We start from the raw sequence: 19,981 nt of genomic DNA, 5'->3' as shown, positions 1-19,981 counted from the left end.
AACAGGCCGCAGCCTTTACATTTTATCAATCATTCAAAAATTAGTGGGCGGCCCACTCAATAGTATTCAAATCAACACCGTCTTGATACATATCCCATAACGGCGATAATTCACGCAACTTACTCACGGCTTGATGCACTTGAGTAATGGCGTAATCAATTTCTTCTTCTGTGGTGAATCGACCAAAGCTAAAACGTAGCGAGCTATGCGCTAATTCATCATTTAAACCCAAAGCACGAAGCACATACGAGGGCTCTAAACTTGCCGATGTACAAGCCGAACCTGACGACACAGCCAAGTCTTTAAGCGACATAATTAAAGACTCACCTTCTACAAAAGCAAAACTGATGTTTAAATTATGCGGCACACGCTGCTCTAGCGAACCATTCACATGCACTTCTTCTAAATCTTTAACACCAGCCAACAAGCGCTCACGCATGGCAAGTGCATGGTCGTGGTCTTGCTGTAATTCGAGTTTAGCCAAACGGAACGCTTCACCCATCCCTACAATTTGATGAGTCGCTAATGTGCCTGAACGCATTCCACGCTCGTGTCCGCCACCATGAATTTGTGCTTCTAAACGCACACGAGGTTTACGACGAACAAATAATGCTCCAATACCTTTCGGCCCATAAGATTTGTGTCCAGAGAAAGACATTAAATCAATTTTCATTGACTCAACATCAATCGGTAACTTATTGGTGCTTTGCGCAGCATCAACATGAAACAACACTTTCTTAGCGCGACAAACGTCACCGATCGCGCCAATATCATTAATCACACCAATTTCGTTATTCACGTGCATAAGGGTGACTAACGTTGTGTCTTCACGTATGGCATCCGCCACTTGCTCTGGAGTAATCAAGCCTTGATTGTCCGGGTCAAGATACGTTACTTCAAAACCTTCACGTTCTAATTGTCGACAGGCATCAAGTACGGCTTTATGTTCAATTTTGGAGGTAATAATATGCTTGCCACGCTTGTGATTAAATTGAGCAACACCCTTAATCGCTAAATTATTTGATTCTGTCGCACCGCTTGTCCAAACGATTTCGCGGGCATCAGCGCCGACAAGATCGGCGACATGCTGGCGCGCAGTTTCTACGGCTTCTTCAGCCTTCCAGCCAAAAAAGTGCGAGCGCGATGCAGGGTTGCCGAAGTTGCCATCGATAGTTAGGCAATCCATCATAACTTGGGCAACGCGGGGATCAACAGGTGTAGTGGCTGAGTAATCAAAATATATAGGTAACTTCATAATTCTCTCTAGGTAATATATTAAATAATGGCTTTAACACACTGAATATTAAGCAATTTGTGATGATTGAATAACATCTAAACTGTTCATAGCATTGTCGATAAACTGATTATCTTGGCGCTCAGACACCGACCTAACATCGCGCCTTGAAACGAGATTTGCCAAACTAATACTACTCAAAAACTGATGTATTTGATCACTTAAATCTGACCATAGGTGGTGTGTTAAGCACACTTCACCCTGCTGACAATTACCCTTGCCACCACAGTTAGTCGCATCAATTGATTCATTAACCGCATCAACAATTTGAGCAATATAAATAGTATCGAGTGTTCGGCCGAGTTTATAACCACCACCTGGGCCACGAATACTCGCCACCAAATCGGCTTTACGTAGCTTCGAAAAGAGCTGCTCAAGGTAAGACAAAGAAATCTCTTGGCGTTTTGATATCTCAGCCAGACTTACTGGACCCGCATCACTATGGATAGCGAGGTCTAGCATTGCTGTGACAGCATAACGGCCTTTTGTGGTTAAACGCATAACAAAACCCTTTGGAGTATTAATTCTCTATACTGTTATACGCTAAGTGTGCAATAACCGACTATTTCAGTCAAGTAAATAACCGACTATTTTACTAGGTTAATACAAAGCTAAGGCTTTACACCCTCTTGAACGTCCGACTCTTTCTTCTCATTGACCAACTGATCTAGCTTTTTGTTCGTATGAAAAACAAAATTCTGCATAGCCGTTAATACGCCACGTAAGATATTTAGCTCCATTTCATCAAGGCGCACACGGCTATATAAGCGGCGCAAGCGCGTCATTGTTTGTCGTGGATTATCCGGTTCAAGAAAGCCCACCTTTTCGAGTGTGGCCTGAAGATGCTCATAATAGTGTTCCAAGGCGTCATTTTTAGCGGGCGGCATATCCCAATCATCAAAGTGAATGGCTTTACCTTGTTGATTGTTTAAACATGTCATTCGTAATTCATAGGCTACTACCTGAACCGCCGCCGCTAAATTTAGCGAGCTATAATCGGGGTTTGAAGGAATATGCACATGATAGTTGCACTTGTGTAGCTCTTCGTTGGTTAGCCCTCTATCTTCACGCCCAAAGACAATCGCCACTGGATGGGTAGCCGCCTCATGATAACTACGATCGGCACACTCTCTTGGCGTCACCAATGGCCAAGGAATACGACGCGAACGCGCACTGGTGCCAATCACTAACCCGCAATCGGCAATCGCATCATCCAAGGTCTCAACCACTTTAGCCGACTCCAACACGTCGGTCGCATTAGACGCTCGCCATAGCGCCTTATCCGAGGGGTAATCTCTAGGAGAAACAAGGTAGAGCTCCGTCAAACCCATGTTTTTCATCGCGCGCGCGACACCACCAATATTGCCCGGATGAGAAGTATTCACCAATACGATGCGTACAGATTGCAAAACATGAAGCGATTGCGGCGATAACACCGATTGATCATCTGACATAAATAAAACTCGGTCATTAAAGGGGGGGATTAATTACACATACGCCCAAGGGCGATATTGTTAGCGCGCGCATTTTAACAGACCTGCCCCCAATTAAAACTATTTGCTACACAGCGTAACGCGCATCCGTTATACTTGCGCCCCTCGTGTACAACCGTACACACCAATAACACCGAACGCGCGTCGGTGCTGTTTTTTGACATTTCCCTTTGCTATCGAGACTCCCTCTATGGAACCCATGATTACCGTTGCACTTGGTGCCGCCCGTAAAGCTGCATTAGTGCTTGAAAAAGCGACTCAACATCGCGGCCCTCAAATGATCGAATTAAAAGATCGCAATGACTTTGTTACCGAAGTTGATCGTGCGGTAGAAAAAGAGGTGATTTATCACCTAAAAAAAGCCTACCCCACTCACTGCTTTCATGGTGAAGAAGGCGGCTATATTGAAGGAGAAGATAAAGATAGCGAATGGATTATTGACCCTATCGACGGCACCACCAACTTCATCAATGGCATACCCCACTTTGCTATTTCTATTGCCTATTCTTATAAAGGCAAATTACAACACGCCGTTATTCTAGACCCGAGCAAGCGCGAAGAATTTACCGCTAGCCGCGGCAAAGGCGCAACATTAAATGATCGCCGTATCCGCATGACCAAGCGCGCCGGTCTCGATGGCGCACTCATTTCAACCGGCATTCCGTTTAATGGTTATGCTTACGAACATATTGATGCCTATATAGCGGCAATGAAGGACGTCGCAGGAAAAACAGCCGGCATACGCCGCATGGGTTCTGCCTCGCTTGATCTAGCCTACGTCGCGGCGGGTCGTTACGATGGTTTCTGGGAAATGAATCTAAAGCCTTGGGATATTGCAGCAGGTATCTTACTTGTACAAGAAGCAGGTGGTTTTGTCAGTGACTTTACCGGCGGCAACAAGATGCTAGAAAGTGGCAATATTGTGTGTGGGTCAGCCAAAGTCTTTAAACCTTTATTACAAATCGTTGGCAGGCATATGCGCGACGTGTAATTGTTAACCTGCCAGCATTGCATTGGCAGGTTAACAAAGTGCTCAAGCGGCAATATGCCGCTTAGAAAGAAAAGTATTTAACGTTGATAACAACGCATTAATGTCCACCGGTTTTGTTAAATATTCATCAAAACCGGCCCCCTTCCCCTTTTGTATATCAAACGGCATCGCATTCGCAGATAAGGCAATCACAGGGATGTGCCCAGTGAGAGCATCTGCTTTCAGCAACTCAACCAGCTCAATACCACTAACATGCGGTAAATTAACATCCAATAAAATTAGGTGGGGCAATTGCTGTCGCATTTGATGAAGCCCCACAAGCGGATCAGAATAACAACGCAAACTAAGTTGCGAATAGTTAGCGAGCAAACTTTCCATTAAATGGATATTCGGCAAATTATCTTCAATATAAACAACCGATTGCTGTCGAGGAAACTCATCAAGCACCACCGATTCGATTGTCTGCAATTCATGGCGACTCGTCTGGCGGCTTGTATTAATCACCTCCGTATCATCTGCCTCGAATAGTGGGAGCGTTAAAATAAACACGGCACCTGTGGTGTGATCGCTGTTAACAGTATCTACACTATCGCTCACAAGCAAAGTATCTTGATACACCAAATCTCCCTTCATGCGCTTCAATAGTTGCTGAGTCACTACTAGGCCAATACCACTACCCTCAACCGATGAGTGCTCGGCACCTAAACGATTAAAAGGTTGAAACAATTGCTGTTGCTTATCGGCAGGGATGCCCTTTCCAGTATCTCGTACAGTAATCTGCAATGTCTTTTGTTTTTTCGCCAACGACACAAACACATCACCATGATCAACGTTATATTTCACCGCATTATTGATCACATTGAGCAGGCACTGTTTTAAACGCATACTATCTGCATAAACATAACTGTCATCATCGTTTTGCTGATTCGTTATGGCGTCACAAGCGCGATGACCAAGGTGTAATCGTATTCCTCGCTCATCGGCAAGAGGCGCAACCAGCGCAAAACATTCATTAATACAACTCACCACATGCACAGGCTCCGGCTGCAAACTCACCTTACCCGCTTCAACTTGCGCCAAATCGAGCACATCGTTTATCAGTCGTAGCAGATGCTCACCCGCAGAATAAATTTGTTGTGCGTTACCTCGGTCTTGATTCGACAAAGCATCATTTTTGGTTGCCAATTGCGAAAACCCCATAATCGCATTTAACGGCGTACGCAACTCGTGGCTCATACTCGATAAAAACATCGACTTCGCATTATTGGCTTTTTCGGCCTCATTCTTGGCACGACGTACCCGCTCTTCCGCTTCTTTTAAGGCAGTAATATCAATATTAATACCCGACATCAAAATGGCTCGCCCCGCTCCATTAAAAATCGCTTGCCCACGCGAACGCATCCAAAAAATATTACCTTCATGATCGAACATGCGATACTCAACATCAAAGGCTTCTTTTAAAATAAAGTGGCGTTTCATCGCACGACGCGCATCGCGCAAGTCATCTGGATGAATATGCGAACGCCAAATCGACAAACGTTCGTTTTCAGGCAAAGAATCGACTTCTTCTTCGGTATACCCCAAATGCTTCCAGCAACTATGAGAGGTATGGAACAAACCGTCCTCATTGTTGGCATCAATCGACCACTCCCAAATACCATCATTCGATGCCGCTAAAATGCGTTCGTGACGAGCCTCCGATAAGCGCAGCGCTTTCTCGGTATCTTTAAGATGAGATAAATCGAAGTTAACCCCCGACAAATAGGTAACACGGCCATTTTCATCACGGGTAGAACTCGCGCAAGCCTGCGTCCACCAATAACTGCCATCCTTCGCCTTAATGCGATACACCATATCAATTGGCGTATCATGCCGCAGATGGTTAAGCACCACCTCCGACACCATTTTAAAGTCATCCGGGTGAACATATTCCTGTACATTTTCAACACAAGTAACCGCCTCATCGACCGTCATATAGCCTAGCTTCGACCAAAAACTCCCACCGCAGCTATAACTATTATCGTGTAAACCCCACTCCCAAAATGCATAGCCACTGCCATCCAGCACACGGCGATAGCGCGCCAACGCCTGCTGCAACACCTCGGGGGAGTCTTCAAGAATCTTGTCTTCAGGTAACCATAAACTCATTATTGTTCTCTCTATATCCTTATTGGGTAATACACTAATCAATAGCTATCACTTTTACAATAATCGTTTTTACAACATAGGTATGATAACGGGGGGGGAATACGAATAAATCGACTACTGGCGTTAACCTACATAAAGTAGGAAATATTAATGCAGAGCCACGAAAGCTAAAGCGCGAGCATAATCGCTCGCGCTTTAATAAAGAAGAGCCGTTATTTAGAGTCGATATTGGGCTTATTATACAAGGCTTGTGTATTATCCAAAAATTCAGCAGATGTCGATGTATAACCCAAATAAAAGGATTGATGCAGCAATGTGGTGTCGTAAGGAGGATAAAAATTAACCGCTTGAGTATCTAAAAGAGGTAAAGAAAGATTCACCAAGACCAGTACCGGCGCAATAGATGATATGAGCCAACGTGTTTTTGCGGTCAACTTCGAGCACCACTGCAACGCAACAAACAAACCCCATGAGATAACCAAAGTATAAAGCAAAGCAGAAATCCACTGGTAAGCAATAGGTGTATTGAGACTATAAAACACAAATAGCAAAACCCACTCGATGACCCAAGTCGCGATTAGTACTACGAGTAATAAATTACTATAGATAACAATACGGCTATCATTGTGTAATACCCGACCAATAAGTGCGATAAACCCAGCCAGAACAAATACACACACAAAGACATAAATAACAGAAAAATACTCACCCGTTTTATCTTCCAATAAGGGGTTAGAGAAAGACACGTCAAGCAATGCAAATATGGCCGATATAACAGTAAACGCCAACAATAATTTCCACGATAAAAGCTTCTCTCGAGTAACAGAAGCCGCAATTAATGGGCGAGCAGCCGCGACTGTGGTATTGATAGTCAATAAACGTAAGCGCGTATTACCAACTATAACAACCTGGCCTTCATCCGCCGTAAACTCACGAGGGTGCAACTTTTTCTGATCGTTAAAAACACCATTTAAAGATCCCTGATCCACAACAGAAAATATGGCATGTTGACCGCCTTCTTCTGGTATAGCGTTAAGAGAAATCAATAGATGACAAGCATCAACATAAGGGTCATCAATAATTACATCGTTACTATAAGCTCGCCCTAGCAACACCGCACTTTTATTCACCACATGACGCTCAACAACATGACCTGAAAGGTTCAGAACTTCTATCACTATTCCCATATCAACATTCCCATATCAAAGCGCCACATTATTAACGTATCCATGAAAGCGCTCCTGTAAAACGTTGCAAAAATTGACTGGCAGATGCCTGTGTCACTCCCGACAAGGTAAAATGCTCCATCATTGCGTTATTATCTTTATCAATGGTTGTCGCTAGATAAAATACATCATATAAATGAGGAATTTTTTTATAAGAACGCACGCAGTAATTCACTTTTTTATTACCCGCCGTGCCATTAGACGATTGATCACCCACAACCGTGACTTCACAAGTAAAGTTATTAACACTCTCTTTATTAACACGGTTAATCGGTGTCGCTCCCGTAATCTTAGTTTGCATAAACCGATAAAAAGCTAATGAACTCCAATTATGTGACGTTGTATAGTGATATTCATACTCAATTTTTCCCATATCAAATTGCCGGTGAATAAAAATACGATCTTGGTTTTTACAACCCTTACTCACAAACTCTAAACCCAGCGCTTCTTTTTGTTCGCTATCGCCCCAGCACTCCAAGCGCTCTGACAACTTACCCACAATCTCCGCTTTACCCATAATATCTTTGGGCCATTCATTCTTGAGCAACTCCTTAATCATCGAATCACTAAAGCTGGTCACCTGCTTGGCTATCAAATCATGTGGATTATCCTTTGCGTCATATTCAGGTTTCTGCAGTAAGGTAAACAGCTTATTAACCGGCACCAAAAAACCGATTTGATTACCCGATGATGCAACATTGATCCCAACCACCTCACCGTTATGATTAAGCGTAGGCCCACCACTCATCCCTGAATTGATGGCACCACTAAAATGAATAGAATCGACAAAGCGGTGATCAACTAAGCCATTGTAAATCCCCTGAACGACTGTCATACCAATATCGTGCGGGTTACCAATAGAGAATAAAGTCTCACCCTTTTTTAAGGCTTGGCTTGATAACAACAGAGGAATACCAATAGCTTGTTTATCAAGTGTACGTAAAATAGCCAGATCATTAACCACATCAAAACCAACCAATTGCAACTCAACAGCTTGTCGCCCCTTGAGGATTTGCGCTTTATAGCGCTTAGGCTTATCAATCAATTCAGAAATAACATGATAATTAGTAGCGATTAATTCACCACCCTTAACCACAAACCCAGAACCAATCGCCGACTGACTACCCGACTGCACATTAATAATTTGCACTTGAAAAATAGACTGAGAAAACTGCTGAAATACATCATCAGCCTCATTACGCTGAGTCTCCACACCCCAGGCGTACAGCGAAGTACCCAAACACCCCACCACTACAAAAACATTAGCTAATACCGCCATGTAACGACAAACAAACACCATAAATACCTTTTAAATTAATACTGCGTGATAAACGTAGCTGGCAATACTAACGATAGTGGCGCAATAAGCAATAGCTATATGTAGAGAGTGGGTTTTGGTATGGGTGATGCTGGTATTAATGTGGAAGATAGGTTAGTCCCTTTAAGTTGATGGGCCGATTAGAGGGTTGCGATATCTTCGATGGTATGAGCGGTATCAAAAATTACCGTGCCGTCCGCTCTTGGGTTTACTTCAAGAAACCTGACCCTTTGGTTGTCATTTGACCCTGAAATTTTATCGCATATATCTAAAGCCGAAGTACCACCAAAAGATAGGTTCCACTGCGCAATAGACAGAGTCAAAATCTCTTTCTGAATGTCTTCTTTCCTCAATCTACGCACTCCACTTCAAAATCACATAACGCCGCGCTCACCGGAAATTTGGGGCGCAACGTAAAATTGTCCGTGTACAGCGCCTTGTTATGCAATAGATTTTTGCCACTCCGCCAAAGCAAAAGTTACCGATTCGTCCAGCCACTCATCAAATCGTTTAAAAATATTTTCTTCGCTTTCGAGATAGTTGAACTGAAATATATCTCGATTGCTTGGTTTTGTATTAGTTGCTTCAGTGCCAGTATTGGTTTCTTCTGAGGGTACCTTTTCAAAAGTAAAGCCAGAAACGACCATAACTCCATTATCTCCATGGCCGTGTCCGTGAATGCTGAATACAATTTCAAATATATTTTCCGTGTAAATTATTAGTCGAGACCATGATTTGTATTGATCAGAGTTAGCGTAATAGTCATGCATTTTTGCCATTTCAATTATTTGTCTACGGAAATAGTAACTTGCTAGATCGCCATCCTTAGCGCATTTCAAACTCGCGTTATACGTTTCATTATTTCTCGTTTGAATTGACCTCAATTGAGAATCAAGCCGACTCTGTATTTCAGATAATTTTTCCCGAGCTCTCTCTTGTAGTTTTGCCGATACATCATATACCGAGTTTATCTGTTCCTTTTCAGCCTTAGATTTCTTAGTAAGCAGAGCAATAGCATTACTGATGATCTGTTCCGAATGTTTTGCCTGCTCAACCTGCTGCTGAATACCTAGAGCTGAAAGAATTGAGTCTCGTTGTCTTTTTGCGAACAACTTAACAAGCAAAGCCAGTTCTCCTTCATCTGCTTTCTCTAAAGCCGTAATATAACTTTCGCGATCAGAATCCCTGACGACTAGCGGGAAAAGCCCTGCCTTTAAAAAAACAAGGGAAGCAATAGCTCTTGCTATTCGCCCGTTACCATCTTGAAAAGGGTGTATCTGGGTGAATCTATGATGTAACCAGGCAGAAAGAACATCAGGAGGAACTCCATCCGCGTCATAGGCTAAATAAAGCTTCACAAGACGTTCCATCTCATCTGTTACCAGTTCCGGGGGGCAGTATTCGTGGGTTGTTCCGTCTTGTCTTTTAGGATTGTTCTGTTGTTCCTTATACTTTCCCTTGAGTAGAGCTACCTTAACTAACTTACCTTCTGGGGTGAGTGCTTCAGTATAATCTTGATGAGCTGTCAGCTGCTCGTGCATAGAGCGTATAAAGTGCTCGGAAAAAGATTGCTCGCCTTTAACAAACGCAAAAAGCCCCTCAACAATGCCTTGCTGGTCATTGATCATCTTTGCTATATTTTCAGCCTCTTCTCGATTGATTCCCCCGCCATGACTTATTAGGGAAGAATCAACCCCTTGTTCGATCAATGTCTCAGTGACCCCGCGATCCCAAGAATAGAGCCTTTCTATTATGCCGGTTTCAATTGCCCATTCACGCTGCATTTTTTTAATAAAATGCTGATATTCCCCTGAGTTTTCAAGTTCCCCCTTTTTTTCCTGCCACAATTTACCAAGTGCGGTGAGCTCAGAAGAAGAAAGGTCATCCAAGTCATTTGCTTTGGGCAAATCTTCAATTGCTGAATATTCCATACTTATCTCTATCTCACTTAGTAATTCATGTTGCATAACGCCTTGGTAAACGGCGACGGTTTTTGCCGTCCGATGGAAGCCACGTTTTTTTGTGGCTGGAATACATTTGACCCACTTGTTATGCATTAAACAACATTAAACTACCGATGACAGCTAAGACGAAGCCCATGCACAAAATTAGTGATGATAAGTTATTTTGAGCTAGCTCTTTCATGTTTGCCCGCATAAGTTGTTTTTCATTATCACAGACCTCATCGCCGCAACCACGACAAAAACTATCTTTGATACAGATAAATTCTAGACAATGCACACACCTGTAACGATCTCTGGTATTCCATGGAGAAGCACCAAATACCGAATGAGGATTTTCTCTCATAACTCTTATTTCTTCAGGTGAAAATTTATGACCACAGCTTCTACAATATGAATTACCGTTAGCTACGATTCCATTACACTTGGGACACCTATATATGTCAGCTAATGTCTTAATCTAATATCTCCTGATGCATAACATTATATTGAAAACCAAATTAACACGTTCATTCAGATCAAATCAATGCGTTAAAACACATCAAACTTATATCTATCTACAAAACAATTTTAAGTGACAACTCTTTTTTATCAGACCTTTCATCAACAAAAAGAATCCTTCCGCCACAAAAAAGCCCCTCAATAGATATTATTGAAGGGCTTTTTGATGACCATGATAAAGATATGCACTAAGGCATATCATCCACTTCTGCGCCCTCTTTCACTGGGGGCATGAGGTCTTCTTTGGTGATGTTCATAAAGAGGAGTATGTTGGCTGCAACGTAAACGGATGAGTAGGTACCCACAAAAATACCGATCATTAATGCGATGGAGAAAGCATGAATGAGTTCGCCGCCCACAAAGAATAAAGCGAGTAACACAAGCAAGGTGGTTAATGAGGTAACTAAGGTTCGGCCGAGTGTTTGCGTGAGTGAAATATTAATAATTTCTGAGGCATCGGCGATGCGTATTAGGCGGAAGTTTTCACGAATGCGGTCGGAGACGACGATGGTGTCATTCAGGGAGTAACCAATCACCGCGAGTACGGCAGCAAGTACGGTAAGATCAAAATCTAATGCAAAAACAGAGAAGAAGCCTAAAACAATAATCACGTCGTGAATTAATGCTGCCACAGAGGCAACGGAGAATTTAAATTGGAAACGTAAGGCAACGTAAGCCATTACAATGGCTAACGCGAATAGCATGCCGATACCACCTTGGTCGCGCAGCTCGTCACCCACTTGCGGGCCCACAAATTCGGTACGTTTGATGATCACGTCTGCACCCGATGCCGCACTTAATGTATTTACTAATAATGTTTCGGTAAATACTTGTAAGCCTTCTGCACTTAGCACGGTGAATTGATCATTCTTAACGGGCGAGACGGTAAAGGTTTTTAAGCCCATATCGGTCACAAAGGTTTGTAAGGTATTTCTGAGGGCGTCGTTAGCATTAGCAAAAGTTAATACTAGCGCTCCGTTGGGGCGCGCTGGGTCGTTACTGCCGCTAATCACTTCGACACTTACATTGTCAGAATCTACACCTTCGATTTCTGCAGCAAGTTGTGCAACCACTAGCTCTTCACGGCTTTGTTGGGTGGTAATTTTTACATCGCGATCTGAGCCAAAGTTCACCACGATAGCATCTTTGAAGCCATCGTTTGCGAGTGCCGCACGTACTTTTTGTAAATCGACGGCTTGGCTATATTGAGGCTCAATTTGTAAACCTCCGGTAAAATCTAGTCCAAACTTTAGGCCGTTGGTGGCTAAAGAGGCGATAGAGGCGATTAATAACACAGCAGAAAAAGCAACGGCAATATAACGCTTGCTCATAAAATCAATACTTTTGATGAGTGGTGCGTTTTCTTCAGTATTTTTTTGTTTTTTAGACATTGTTCATCTTCTTATAAAGAGTGAAAAAATATAAACGCCACAGGCTTATTGATACGTGGCATTTATGTTTTAAGTTATTGGCAGAGCGACTGCCTTATATATTCCTGATCAACTAAATCGACATTACCTAAATCGACAGCGACTTTACTTTACGACTGCCGTACATCAAATTAACGACTGCCCGCGTGCCAACAATGGCAGTAAACATTGAGGTCAAAATACCAATCGCCAGTGTTACAGCAAAGCCTTTGACGGGGCCAGTACCAATACCATATAAAATCACCGCAACAATTAGCGTGGTGATATTGGCATCTAGAATGGTGGTAAACGCACGATCAAAACCGGCACTAATCGCGCCTTGTGGCGATAAGCCATTTTTAATTTCTTCTTTAATTCGCGAAAAAATTAATACGTTAGCGTCAACGGCCATACCTACAGTCAACACAATACCGGCAATACCCGGCAGTGTTAGCGTGGCACCAAATAGCGACATAATAGCGGTCAGTAATACCAAGTTAGCGGCAAGCGCTATATTTGCCGCTACACCAAATAAACGGTAGTAAACCACCATAAAGATAAGCACGAGTGCTAAACCGAGTTGAACGGATAACACACCTAAGCGAATGTTTTCTTCACCCAGTGATGGCCCGATAGTGCTTTCTTGCACAAAGGTCATTGGCGCTGCCAGCGCACCCGCACGTAACAGTAATGCGAGTTCAGAAGCTTCTGCCGGTGAGCTTAAACCGGTAATTTGGAAATTAGCATTAAGTGCCGAACGAATAGTCGCCAAGCTAATAATTTTCTTTTCGATAATTTGTACAGGCTTGGCTAACACATTGCCATTGGCATCTTGTGTGCGCGTTTTGTATTCGATAAACAAAACTCCCAAACGCCGCCCAACATTGCTACGTGTACCACGGTGCATTTTTGCCCCGCCGTCGCTATCAAGTGTGATATTCACATTCGGTTGATTACTTTCTGGATCAAAACCCGCTTGCGCACCGGATACGTTAGTGCCGTTAATCACTGCACGGCGCTCAAGAAATGCTCCGCCCGTAGCAAGTTGTTCACCTTCGTCACGGTATTCAAAAAGATTTTTTGAGGCTAACGATGCATCTGGCTCAGCTTCTAAACGAAACTCCAAGTTCGCTGTTTTACCAATAATACGTTTAGCTTCAGCGGTATCTTGTACGCCGGGTAATTCAACCACAATACGTGTGCGGCCTTGACGCTGAACAATCGGCTCAGACACACCAAGTTCGTTTACACGGTTACGTAGGGTCGTTAAGTTTTGGCCAACCGCATAATCTTCAATATCACTGATAGCTTGCTCTGTCATGGTGGCGCGGATATAAAAATTACCACCATCATCTTCACGTTCAATTAAAAAAGGGTTTGCCAATGCACTAGGGTCGGCCAATGTGGTGCGAAATATCGGCATGGCTTGATCACGTACTTCTGCGGTAGAAAATTTAGCAATAATTTGGTTATTGTTATTCACGTCAACCGATTGATAACGTAGTTTTTCTCGGCGTAACTGGCGCTTTAGCTCAATCGGCGTGGATTCGATACGTGCAGCAACAACGGCTTGAGTATCAACTTCCATTAAAAAGTGAACACCGCCGGATAAATCTAAACCCAGCTTCATCGGTGATGCCCCTAAGTTGACTAACCACTGCGGCGTAGTCGGTGCCATATTTAACGCAACAACGTAGTCATCCCCTAGCGCTGTTTTGATCACTTCTTTTGCTTCTAACTGCTGATCTTTGTCTTTTAGACGAATCAGTAGGCTTTTATTGGCGATGCTTTCACCAAAGTAGTCGATCTCGTTTTTTTCTAACGCTTGTGTTGCGCGGCGAATCGTTCCATCGTTCAGAACTAAAGCACTAGACGTGCCCGATACTTGAACAGCCGGGTCGGGTGCATACAAATTGGCAGAAGAAAATATTAGCGCTAAACCTAGCACAGCAAGCAATAATAAATATTTCCATAGTGGATAACGATTAGGCATAGCACTCTCAATGATGATGGTCGGTAAACATAAGCCGCATAACGATGATGCGCTTTACGAAAAAGCGGGTTAAAACCCGCACTTATCAGTTATTTTCAAGCGGGCAATTATACCCGTTTATGGGGATTTACATAGGGTAATTCAAGGGAGTATTAAGCCTCTCCTGATGGCAACGGCGCTAATGGAGGCACCTCTTTACCAATCCCCTTATAGAAGCGCTCAACATACGATTCTAATTCTTGCTTGGCAATCGCATCACGTAGGTTTTCCATAAGCCGCTGGTAATGTCGCAAATTGTGAATGGTATTAAGCTGCGCACCCAAGATTTCACCGCATTTGTCTAGGTGGTGAAGATAGCTACGGGTAAAATTTTGGCAGGTATAGCAGTCGCAATCAGGGTCTAGTGGCTCGGTTGAGTGTTTATGCACGGCGTTACGGATTTTAACCACACCAGAAAAAGTAAATAAGTGGCCATTGCGCGCATTTCTTGTAGGCATTACACAATCGAACATATCAACGCCACGTCGCACGGCTTCGACAATGTCTTCGGGCTTACCTACGCCCATTAGGTAACGAGGCTTGTCTGCCGGCATTTGGTGAGCCAAATGGCTCAGCACCTTCACCATTTCTTCTTTGGGCTCGCCCACCGATAAACCTCCAATGGCATAGCCGTCAAAGTTCATTTCGCTCAAACCATCCAGTGACACTTTACGTAAATTGGGGTACATCCCGCCCTGAATAATGCCGAATAAGGCCGATGGGTTAGCACCATGTGCCGCCTTACTGCGTTTTGCCCAGCGTAAAGAGAGCTCCATAGAATCTCGCGCTTCTTGCTCAGTGGCGGGATAAGGGGTGCACTCGTCAAAGATCATCACAATATCGGAACCGAGTTCGCGCTGAACCTCCATTGATTTTTCGGGGTCCATAAAAATTTTACTGCCGTCAATCGGCGAGCGAAAGGTAACGCCCTCTTCTGTAATTTTACGCATTTTACCTAAACTAAAAACCTGAAAGCCGCCTGAGTCGGTCAAAATGGGTTTATGCCATTGCATAAAGTCGTGCAGGGTTCCGTCTTTCTCTGCTCCTTCTTCTTGCAAAAGATTACGAGGCTTTTGCGCTTTAATCACTTCGGTACCGGGGCGCAACATAAGATGAAAGGTATTACCTAGAACAATATCAGCACCAATGGCTTCAATGTCTCGCGGCAACATACCTTTTACCGTACCGTATGTGCCCACTGGCATAAATGCCGGTGTTTCAACGGTACCGCGCGGGAAAACCATACGACCACGACGCGCTAAGCCATCGGTAGTATCCAGTTCAAACTGCATAGCGCACTGCCGTGTTGGCACTGTTGGTGGTGACACTGAAGGAGTATCAGAAGAGATTGTCATATCATGCTCTTTGTATTTTTGGATGATGATTGGGCGATATTAGTTATGGGTGCAACGAGTAATAAACATCGCATCGCCATAGCTAAAAAAGCGATAACGTTCTGCCACAGCATGCTGATAAGCCTGCATTGTGTGCTCATAACCCGCAAAAGCCGATATTAACATTAACAAGGTAGATTCTGAGAGGTGGAAGTTAGTCACCAGAGCATCCACTACCTGAAAATGGTAACCGGGGGTAATAAAAATATCCGTTTCACCTTTGTAAGGCATGAGTTTATCGCCGTCGCTATATTGGGCAGCAGCTTCCAAAGAACGCATACTGGTCGTGCCCACCGCCACCACTCGCCGCCCTTCTTGTTGGGCTTTGTTGATGGTGTCACAAACCTGTGCCGACACATCAATAACTTCGCTGTGCATGACATGATCATCAATATTATCAACCCGAACCGGCTGAAAAGTACCTGCACCGACATGTAAGGTCACGTAAACCACCTCAACACCTTTTGCTTTAATATCGGCAATTATGGCTTCGTCGAAATGCAAACCCGCCGTTGGCGCCGCCACTGCACCCGGTCGGCGACCATAAACCGTTTGATAGCGCTCTTTATCTTCAGGCTCGTCGTCACGCTCAATATAGGGCGGTAATGGCATATGCCCTACTGCTTGCAAGGTATCAAGTACATTATGCTCACCAAAATCAACAATAAATAAGGCGTTATCTGCGCCGGTGCGCCCTGCCACTCTTACCTGCACACCATTGTCTAAAGTGATTATCGCGTCAGTTTTTGGCGACTTACTGGCGCGTATATGCGCCCAAACACAGCGCTCATCGATAATGCGCTCAACTAAAATTTCAACCTTACCGCCTGTGGCCTTTTGCCCAAAAACCCGCGCAGGAATGACTTGCGTATCGTTAAACACCATAACATCGCCCGCTTGTAGCTGGTCAACCACATCAGCGAACTGCCCATGTGTGATATCGCCACTATTACCATCAAGCCGCATCAAACGACTACCCGTACGCTGCTCGGTAGGCTCAAAAGCAATCAGTTCTTCAGGGAGTTCGTAGGTAAAATCTTGACGACGCATGGTAAGGGCTCAAAAGTAAGGGCTTTATTTTAATAATGGAAGATTAATAAGCACTGAACAGCAAACATCCACAACGTAAAGCCTGCATGTTAAAAGGCGGCAAGGGTATAGGAAAAACGGGGAAAATTCTAGAATTGGAAGAAAGTCTGTTGACGGATGCAAAGCCGCTGTTATAATCGCGCCTCGCTTTGCCAGAGTGGTGAAATTGGTAGACACAGGGGATTCAAAATCCCCCGCCCTTAAAAGCGTGCCGGTTCGAGTCCGGCCTCTGGTACCATTTAAAATCAAGCACTTAGCTGATTTCATTCCTTTCGGGTCATTTCCGACCATTTATCATAATAGACATATAGTAGACATTGTCGCTATATGCACACACACGCCAGAAAGAACATTATTCCGCACAAAGCCGCCTTATTGTCTCAATAATGCGGCTTTTTTGTGCCTGCCTACTTCTCAACCTATCAAAAACCTAAATCACCTTCTTCACTCTCAAAAAAGGATACTACTCGTTATGATCAACTCACATAAAAGCGCATCACCAGAAGAATTAGAACCTCTGCTACCCAAGCTATCCGGTGAAGAGTTAGCCCACCTAAAAATCATCATACTCAATAAATTAAAAACCAAAGTAACCACAAAACGGGAAAATAACGGAGACCTCAACCCTAGCGAAAAAGAGCTAGATCTCGACTTTATTGATGATTTACGAAATAAATCTAGTGATGCAAGACACATTATTAATATAGTCGCGCAGTCTGCTGAATACGGCTATTTATCTAAAGAATACAGCGACCAAAGATCGACCCACCGCGCACTTAGCCATGCTTTAGATTTATTTTTAGAGGTTCACCGAAAAACAGGTAAAGTTTTAGACAAATACAGACTACTAATTTCACCGAACGCAACCCTTCACGAAAAATCTAATAATGATTCACCAAAAAGTGCCGACTATCACTGGCTGGATGATGCTTGCTGACATACAAATGCACTACGCACCCAAACCTTTAAGCATTAGATATAGGATCATTAAGATGAATACAATGACTCAATGCAAATACACACATATTTTGTCTGCACTAACTGCGCTGGATGATAATGAATTAATGAAAGCGCATCTAGCGGCCAAATTTCTCAATTATCTGAGATCAATAGAAGAGCTTAAAAACAAAAAATTTACAGCCGAAGAACTGGATGAAATGGTAGAAACGAAACTGGAACTTGACGCAGAGTTGCGGACCAAGCAAAAAGCACAAGACTCCTAACGCGCTCCGCTTGTTGACCCCTAAACCCAGCGAGGAAAAAGTACTCCTCATTGGATTTAGGGGTGCTGGTAATGATACATACACAACTAAAATGACTTTTCAAATATCATTCACCTTTGATTAATAGCCTCGACCTTGCCCTTTAAAAACCCGAGAACCTCTGGGCTTAATTTGATAGAAACACTCTCTTTAGTCGGTTTTTTGCAATACACACACTTTTTTACCATGGGCTACTAGGCCGAAGCTAATTGGCAATTATGGTTTCTCAATAGATTCCAATAGCTTTATGGTAAAGTGATAATTCGACATAACAACTGGTAACGGCACTCATGAAACTATCAGAGCACGAAAGAGCTATCGAAAAAAAGGCACTCGAATTCGCGCGCTCTAATAAAAAACGAATAGCCAAAGCCTTTACAGACAAGGCAACCTACCCCAGCGAAGAAAACCCCGTGTCGGTGTTTATGGCTGGCTCACCGGGCGCAGGCAAAACAGAAGCGTCTATTGCCTTGGTTGAAAATGCCCCCAAAGGCGTCATCAGAATAGACCCTGACAGCTTACGAACGCATTTTGAGGACTATGACGGCAGTAACTCTTATTTATTCCAGAGAGGTGTATCTGTATTAGTAGATAAAATACACGATCTAGCCCTCAAACAGAAACAGAGCTTTATCCTTGATGGTACATTATCAAACTACGATATTGCCGTGAAAAACATTGGCAGATCACTAGGTAAACAAAGATCAGTTCTCATACTGTATGTTTATCAAGAGCCGAAGCAAGCATGGGATTTTGTAACCGCAAGAGAACAAGTGGAAGGCCGGAGAATACTAGCTAAACACTTCATACAGCAATATTACCAAGCAAGAGATGTGGTTAACCAGCTCAAAAAAACATACCAAGAAAATATCGTCGTCGACCTACTAATCAAAAATGTTGACGGCTCAAACCGAAGACGCATCGCCAACATTGATAATATTGACAATCATAAACCCGAAAAATATACTCGCTCAGAAATTGAGCATATCGTAAAATTACTCTAGACTAGAATTATGAGCATCCCAACTAGCGATACACCTACCAGTAAGTCATTTTCTGACTTTATTAGAAACGGCTCCCCCAGCGAGAAAGAGCGCGTTTATGACGCTGTACTCAAAGATGCAACTGAAGCCCAAATTCGTGTAATGAAACAGGCTGCTAACAAACCTTCTAAGTAACAACCAAACCTCCACTAAACCTAGATGTAATCACGGTTAGCGGCGATGCATAACAACAGTAAAACACTCGTTAAACCATTGTTATACATAGATTTTAATTGTTAAATGCGAAATTCCAAGCCTTCACCTTTAACAAAACCACGGTAAAACATATCATCACCATATTCACCTATAGTGGTAATCGATGCTCTATCCTGCTCGACAAATTCACCACCCTCTTCGAGCTTTCCATGTAATAACTGAATGATCGTAAATTGACGTGCGGCCAACATCATAGCGGCGAGCCAATTCTGGTCAGCATGAGTGGTGTCGATTTTACCCGACCAAGAGCCACGCTCTACATTCGTCGCCCTGATCACTTCAATTCTTCGAGCATTCTCGCAATACTCCTCCAGAATACTTTCAATATCTTCATCACTAACAGAATCCGGTATAACAAAGCCATCACGAACCACATACGGCAATGGCTCATAAGGCGCGCTTTTTAATTAAGGTAAAGGTGCTCCCACCCCTGTTCCAGAAAGTAATCCAGCAAAGTCTCACTCTTTGTCTTCTAATATTCGCTTACCTCTTTCAAGCTGCAAAAGATACGAGCGGCTCACGCCTGACTTAAAGCTAATGCAATCTAAGACAAGTTACAAAAAGTAGATTTTTATCAAAAGCCACTTATGAAAGCTCCTTCGCT

Annotated in this window: 17 protein-coding genes and 1 tRNA gene; 6 read left to right on the top strand and 12 right to left on the bottom strand. The window is 43.4% G+C overall.

The features are described from left to right. Positions 1-40: 40 nt before the first annotated feature. The 3 genes from ACZ5O6_RS05630 to trmJ form a co-directional block, all read right to left on the bottom strand. Entirely contained in the window at positions 41-1,255 is a 1,215-nt protein-coding gene (locus ACZ5O6_RS05630) for an IscS subfamily cysteine desulfurase (RefSeq protein ID WP_447090848.1), read from the bottom strand. 48 nt (positions 1,256-1,303) lie between these two features. Next, complete coding sequence (gene iscR, locus ACZ5O6_RS05625) at positions 1,304-1,795, bottom strand: Fe-S cluster assembly transcriptional regulator IscR (protein WP_447090847.1); 492 nt, start codon at positions 1,793-1,795, stop codon at positions 1,304-1,306. Positions 1,796-1,905: 110 nt separating this feature from the next. Further along, positions 1,906-2,748 (bottom strand): tRNA (cytosine(32)/uridine(32)-2'-O)-methyltransferase TrmJ, encoded by an 843-nt coding sequence (trmJ, locus tag ACZ5O6_RS05620; RefSeq protein ID WP_447090846.1) that lies wholly within the window; start codon positions 2,746-2,748, stop codon positions 1,906-1,908. A gap of 229 nt (positions 2,749-2,977) precedes the next feature. Here trmJ and ACZ5O6_RS05615 point away from each other — a divergent pair, with 229 nt between their 5' ends. Further along, positions 2,978-3,778: an inositol monophosphatase family protein gene (locus ACZ5O6_RS05615; protein ID WP_447090966.1), complete on the top strand. Its 801-nt coding sequence runs from the start codon at positions 2,978-2,980 to the stop codon at positions 3,776-3,778. 42 nt (positions 3,779-3,820) lie between these two features. Here ACZ5O6_RS05615 and ACZ5O6_RS05610 read toward each other — a convergent pair whose 3' ends face one another. The 8 genes from ACZ5O6_RS05610 to queA form a co-directional block, all read right to left on the bottom strand. Further along, positions 3,821-5,926 (bottom strand): PAS domain-containing hybrid sensor histidine kinase/response regulator, encoded by a 2,106-nt coding sequence (locus ACZ5O6_RS05610; protein WP_447090845.1) that lies wholly within the window; start codon positions 5,924-5,926, stop codon positions 3,821-3,823. Between the two features lie 212 nt (positions 5,927-6,138). After that, on the bottom strand, positions 6,139-7,113 hold the full coding sequence (locus ACZ5O6_RS05605; protein WP_447090844.1) for an FHA domain-containing protein: 975 nt from the start codon (positions 7,111-7,113) through the stop codon (positions 6,139-6,141). Between the two features lie 31 nt (positions 7,114-7,144). After that, the gene (locus ACZ5O6_RS05600) at positions 7,145-8,452 is read right to left on the bottom strand and encodes a S1C family serine protease (RefSeq protein WP_447090843.1); all 1,308 of its coding nucleotides are present in this window, start codon (positions 8,450-8,452) and stop codon (positions 7,145-7,147) included. 458 nt (positions 8,453-8,910) lie between these two features. Next, the gene (locus ACZ5O6_RS05595) at positions 8,911-10,401 is read right to left on the bottom strand and encodes a Fic family protein (RefSeq protein WP_447090842.1); all 1,491 of its coding nucleotides are present in this window, start codon (positions 10,399-10,401) and stop codon (positions 8,911-8,913) included. 719 nt (positions 10,402-11,120) lie between these two features. Further along, entirely contained in the window at positions 11,121-12,323 is a 1,203-nt protein-coding gene (secF, locus tag ACZ5O6_RS05590) for a protein translocase subunit SecF (protein WP_447090840.1), read from the bottom strand. A 127-nt stretch (positions 12,324-12,450) separates the two neighbouring features. Continuing rightward, entirely contained in the window at positions 12,451-14,334 is a 1,884-nt protein-coding gene (secD, locus tag ACZ5O6_RS05585) for a protein translocase subunit SecD (RefSeq protein ID WP_447090839.1), read from the bottom strand. Between the two features lie 152 nt (positions 14,335-14,486). Next, positions 14,487-15,665, bottom strand: a complete 1,179-nt coding sequence (gene tgt, locus ACZ5O6_RS05580; protein WP_447090965.1) for a tRNA guanosine(34) transglycosylase Tgt — start codon at positions 15,663-15,665, stop codon at positions 14,487-14,489. A 102-nt stretch (positions 15,666-15,767) separates the two neighbouring features. Then, on the bottom strand, positions 15,768-16,817 hold the full coding sequence (gene queA / locus ACZ5O6_RS05575; RefSeq protein ID WP_447090838.1) for a tRNA preQ1(34) S-adenosylmethionine ribosyltransferase-isomerase QueA: 1,050 nt from the start codon (positions 16,815-16,817) through the stop codon (positions 15,768-15,770). A gap of 190 nt (positions 16,818-17,007) precedes the next feature. Between queA and ACZ5O6_RS05570 the strand changes: the two genes are divergently transcribed. From ACZ5O6_RS05570 to ACZ5O6_RS05550, 5 genes are all read left to right on the top strand, one after another. Then, positions 17,008-17,094 (top strand) — tRNA-Leu (locus tag ACZ5O6_RS05570). A gap of 234 nt (positions 17,095-17,328) precedes the next feature. Next, positions 17,329-17,793 (top strand): hypothetical protein, encoded by a 465-nt coding sequence (locus ACZ5O6_RS05565; RefSeq protein ID WP_447090837.1) that lies wholly within the window; start codon positions 17,329-17,331, stop codon positions 17,791-17,793. 55 nt (positions 17,794-17,848) lie between these two features. Next, entirely contained in the window at positions 17,849-18,079 is a 231-nt protein-coding gene (locus ACZ5O6_RS05560; protein ID WP_447090836.1) for a hypothetical protein, read from the top strand. Between the two features lie 329 nt (positions 18,080-18,408). After that, positions 18,409-19,122, top strand: a complete 714-nt coding sequence (locus tag ACZ5O6_RS05555) for a zeta toxin family protein (protein ID WP_447090835.1) — start codon at positions 18,409-18,411, stop codon at positions 19,120-19,122. A gap of 9 nt (positions 19,123-19,131) precedes the next feature. Beyond that, positions 19,132-19,296: a hypothetical protein gene (locus ACZ5O6_RS05550; protein WP_447090834.1), complete on the top strand. Its 165-nt coding sequence runs from the start codon at positions 19,132-19,134 to the stop codon at positions 19,294-19,296. A 101-nt stretch (positions 19,297-19,397) separates the two neighbouring features. Here the strand turns inward: ACZ5O6_RS05550 and ACZ5O6_RS05545 are convergent, their stop codons facing one another. After that, on the bottom strand, positions 19,398-19,751 hold the full coding sequence (locus ACZ5O6_RS05545) for a hypothetical protein (RefSeq protein ID WP_447090833.1): 354 nt from the start codon (positions 19,749-19,751) through the stop codon (positions 19,398-19,400). Between the last annotated feature and the right edge of the window lie 230 nt (positions 19,752-19,981).

It is taken from the genome of Eionea flava (assembly GCF_055393785.1).
This window is presented reverse-complemented; position numbering and strand designations above follow the sequence as displayed.

Coding starts and splice junctions, on each gene's coding strand:
- ACZ5O6_RS05630 (WP_447090848.1), bottom strand. CDS start 1,255: ATGAAGTTACCTATATATTTTGATTACTCAGCCACTACACCTGTTGAT.
- iscR (WP_447090847.1), bottom strand. CDS start 1,795: ATGCGTTTAACCACAAAAGGCCGTTATGCTGTCACAGCAATGCTAGAC.
- trmJ (WP_447090846.1), bottom strand. CDS start 2,748: ATGTCAGATGATCAATCGGTGTTATCGCCGCAATCGCTTCATGTTTTG.
- ACZ5O6_RS05615 (WP_447090966.1), top strand. CDS start 2,978: ATGGAACCCATGATTACCGTTGCACTTGGTGCCGCCCGTAAAGCTGCA.
- ACZ5O6_RS05610 (WP_447090845.1), bottom strand. CDS start 5,926: ATGAGTTTATGGTTACCTGAAGACAAGATTCTTGAAGACTCCCCCGAG.
- ACZ5O6_RS05605 (WP_447090844.1), bottom strand. CDS start 7,113: ATGGGAATAGTGATAGAAGTTCTGAACCTTTCAGGTCATGTTGTTGAG.
- ACZ5O6_RS05600 (WP_447090843.1), bottom strand. CDS start 8,452: ATGGTGTTTGTTTGTCGTTACATGGCGGTATTAGCTAATGTTTTTGTA.
- ACZ5O6_RS05595 (WP_447090842.1), bottom strand. CDS start 10,401: ATGGAATATTCAGCAATTGAAGATTTGCCCAAAGCAAATGACTTGGAT.
- secF (WP_447090840.1), bottom strand. CDS start 12,323: ATGTCTAAAAAACAAAAAAATACTGAAGAAAACGCACCACTCATCAAA.
- secD (WP_447090839.1), bottom strand. CDS start 14,334: ATGCCTAATCGTTATCCACTATGGAAATATTTATTATTGCTTGCTGTG.
- tgt (WP_447090965.1), bottom strand. CDS start 15,665: ATGCAGTTTGAACTGGATACTACCGATGGCTTAGCGCGTCGTGGTCGT.
- queA (WP_447090838.1), bottom strand. CDS start 16,817: ATGCGTCGTCAAGATTTTACCTACGAACTCCCTGAAGAACTGATTGCT.
- ACZ5O6_RS05565 (WP_447090837.1), top strand. CDS start 17,329: ATGATCAACTCACATAAAAGCGCATCACCAGAAGAATTAGAACCTCTG.
- ACZ5O6_RS05560 (WP_447090836.1), top strand. CDS start 17,849: ATGAATACAATGACTCAATGCAAATACACACATATTTTGTCTGCACTA.
- ACZ5O6_RS05555 (WP_447090835.1), top strand. CDS start 18,409: ATGAAACTATCAGAGCACGAAAGAGCTATCGAAAAAAAGGCACTCGAA.
- ACZ5O6_RS05550 (WP_447090834.1), top strand. CDS start 19,132: ATGAGCATCCCAACTAGCGATACACCTACCAGTAAGTCATTTTCTGAC.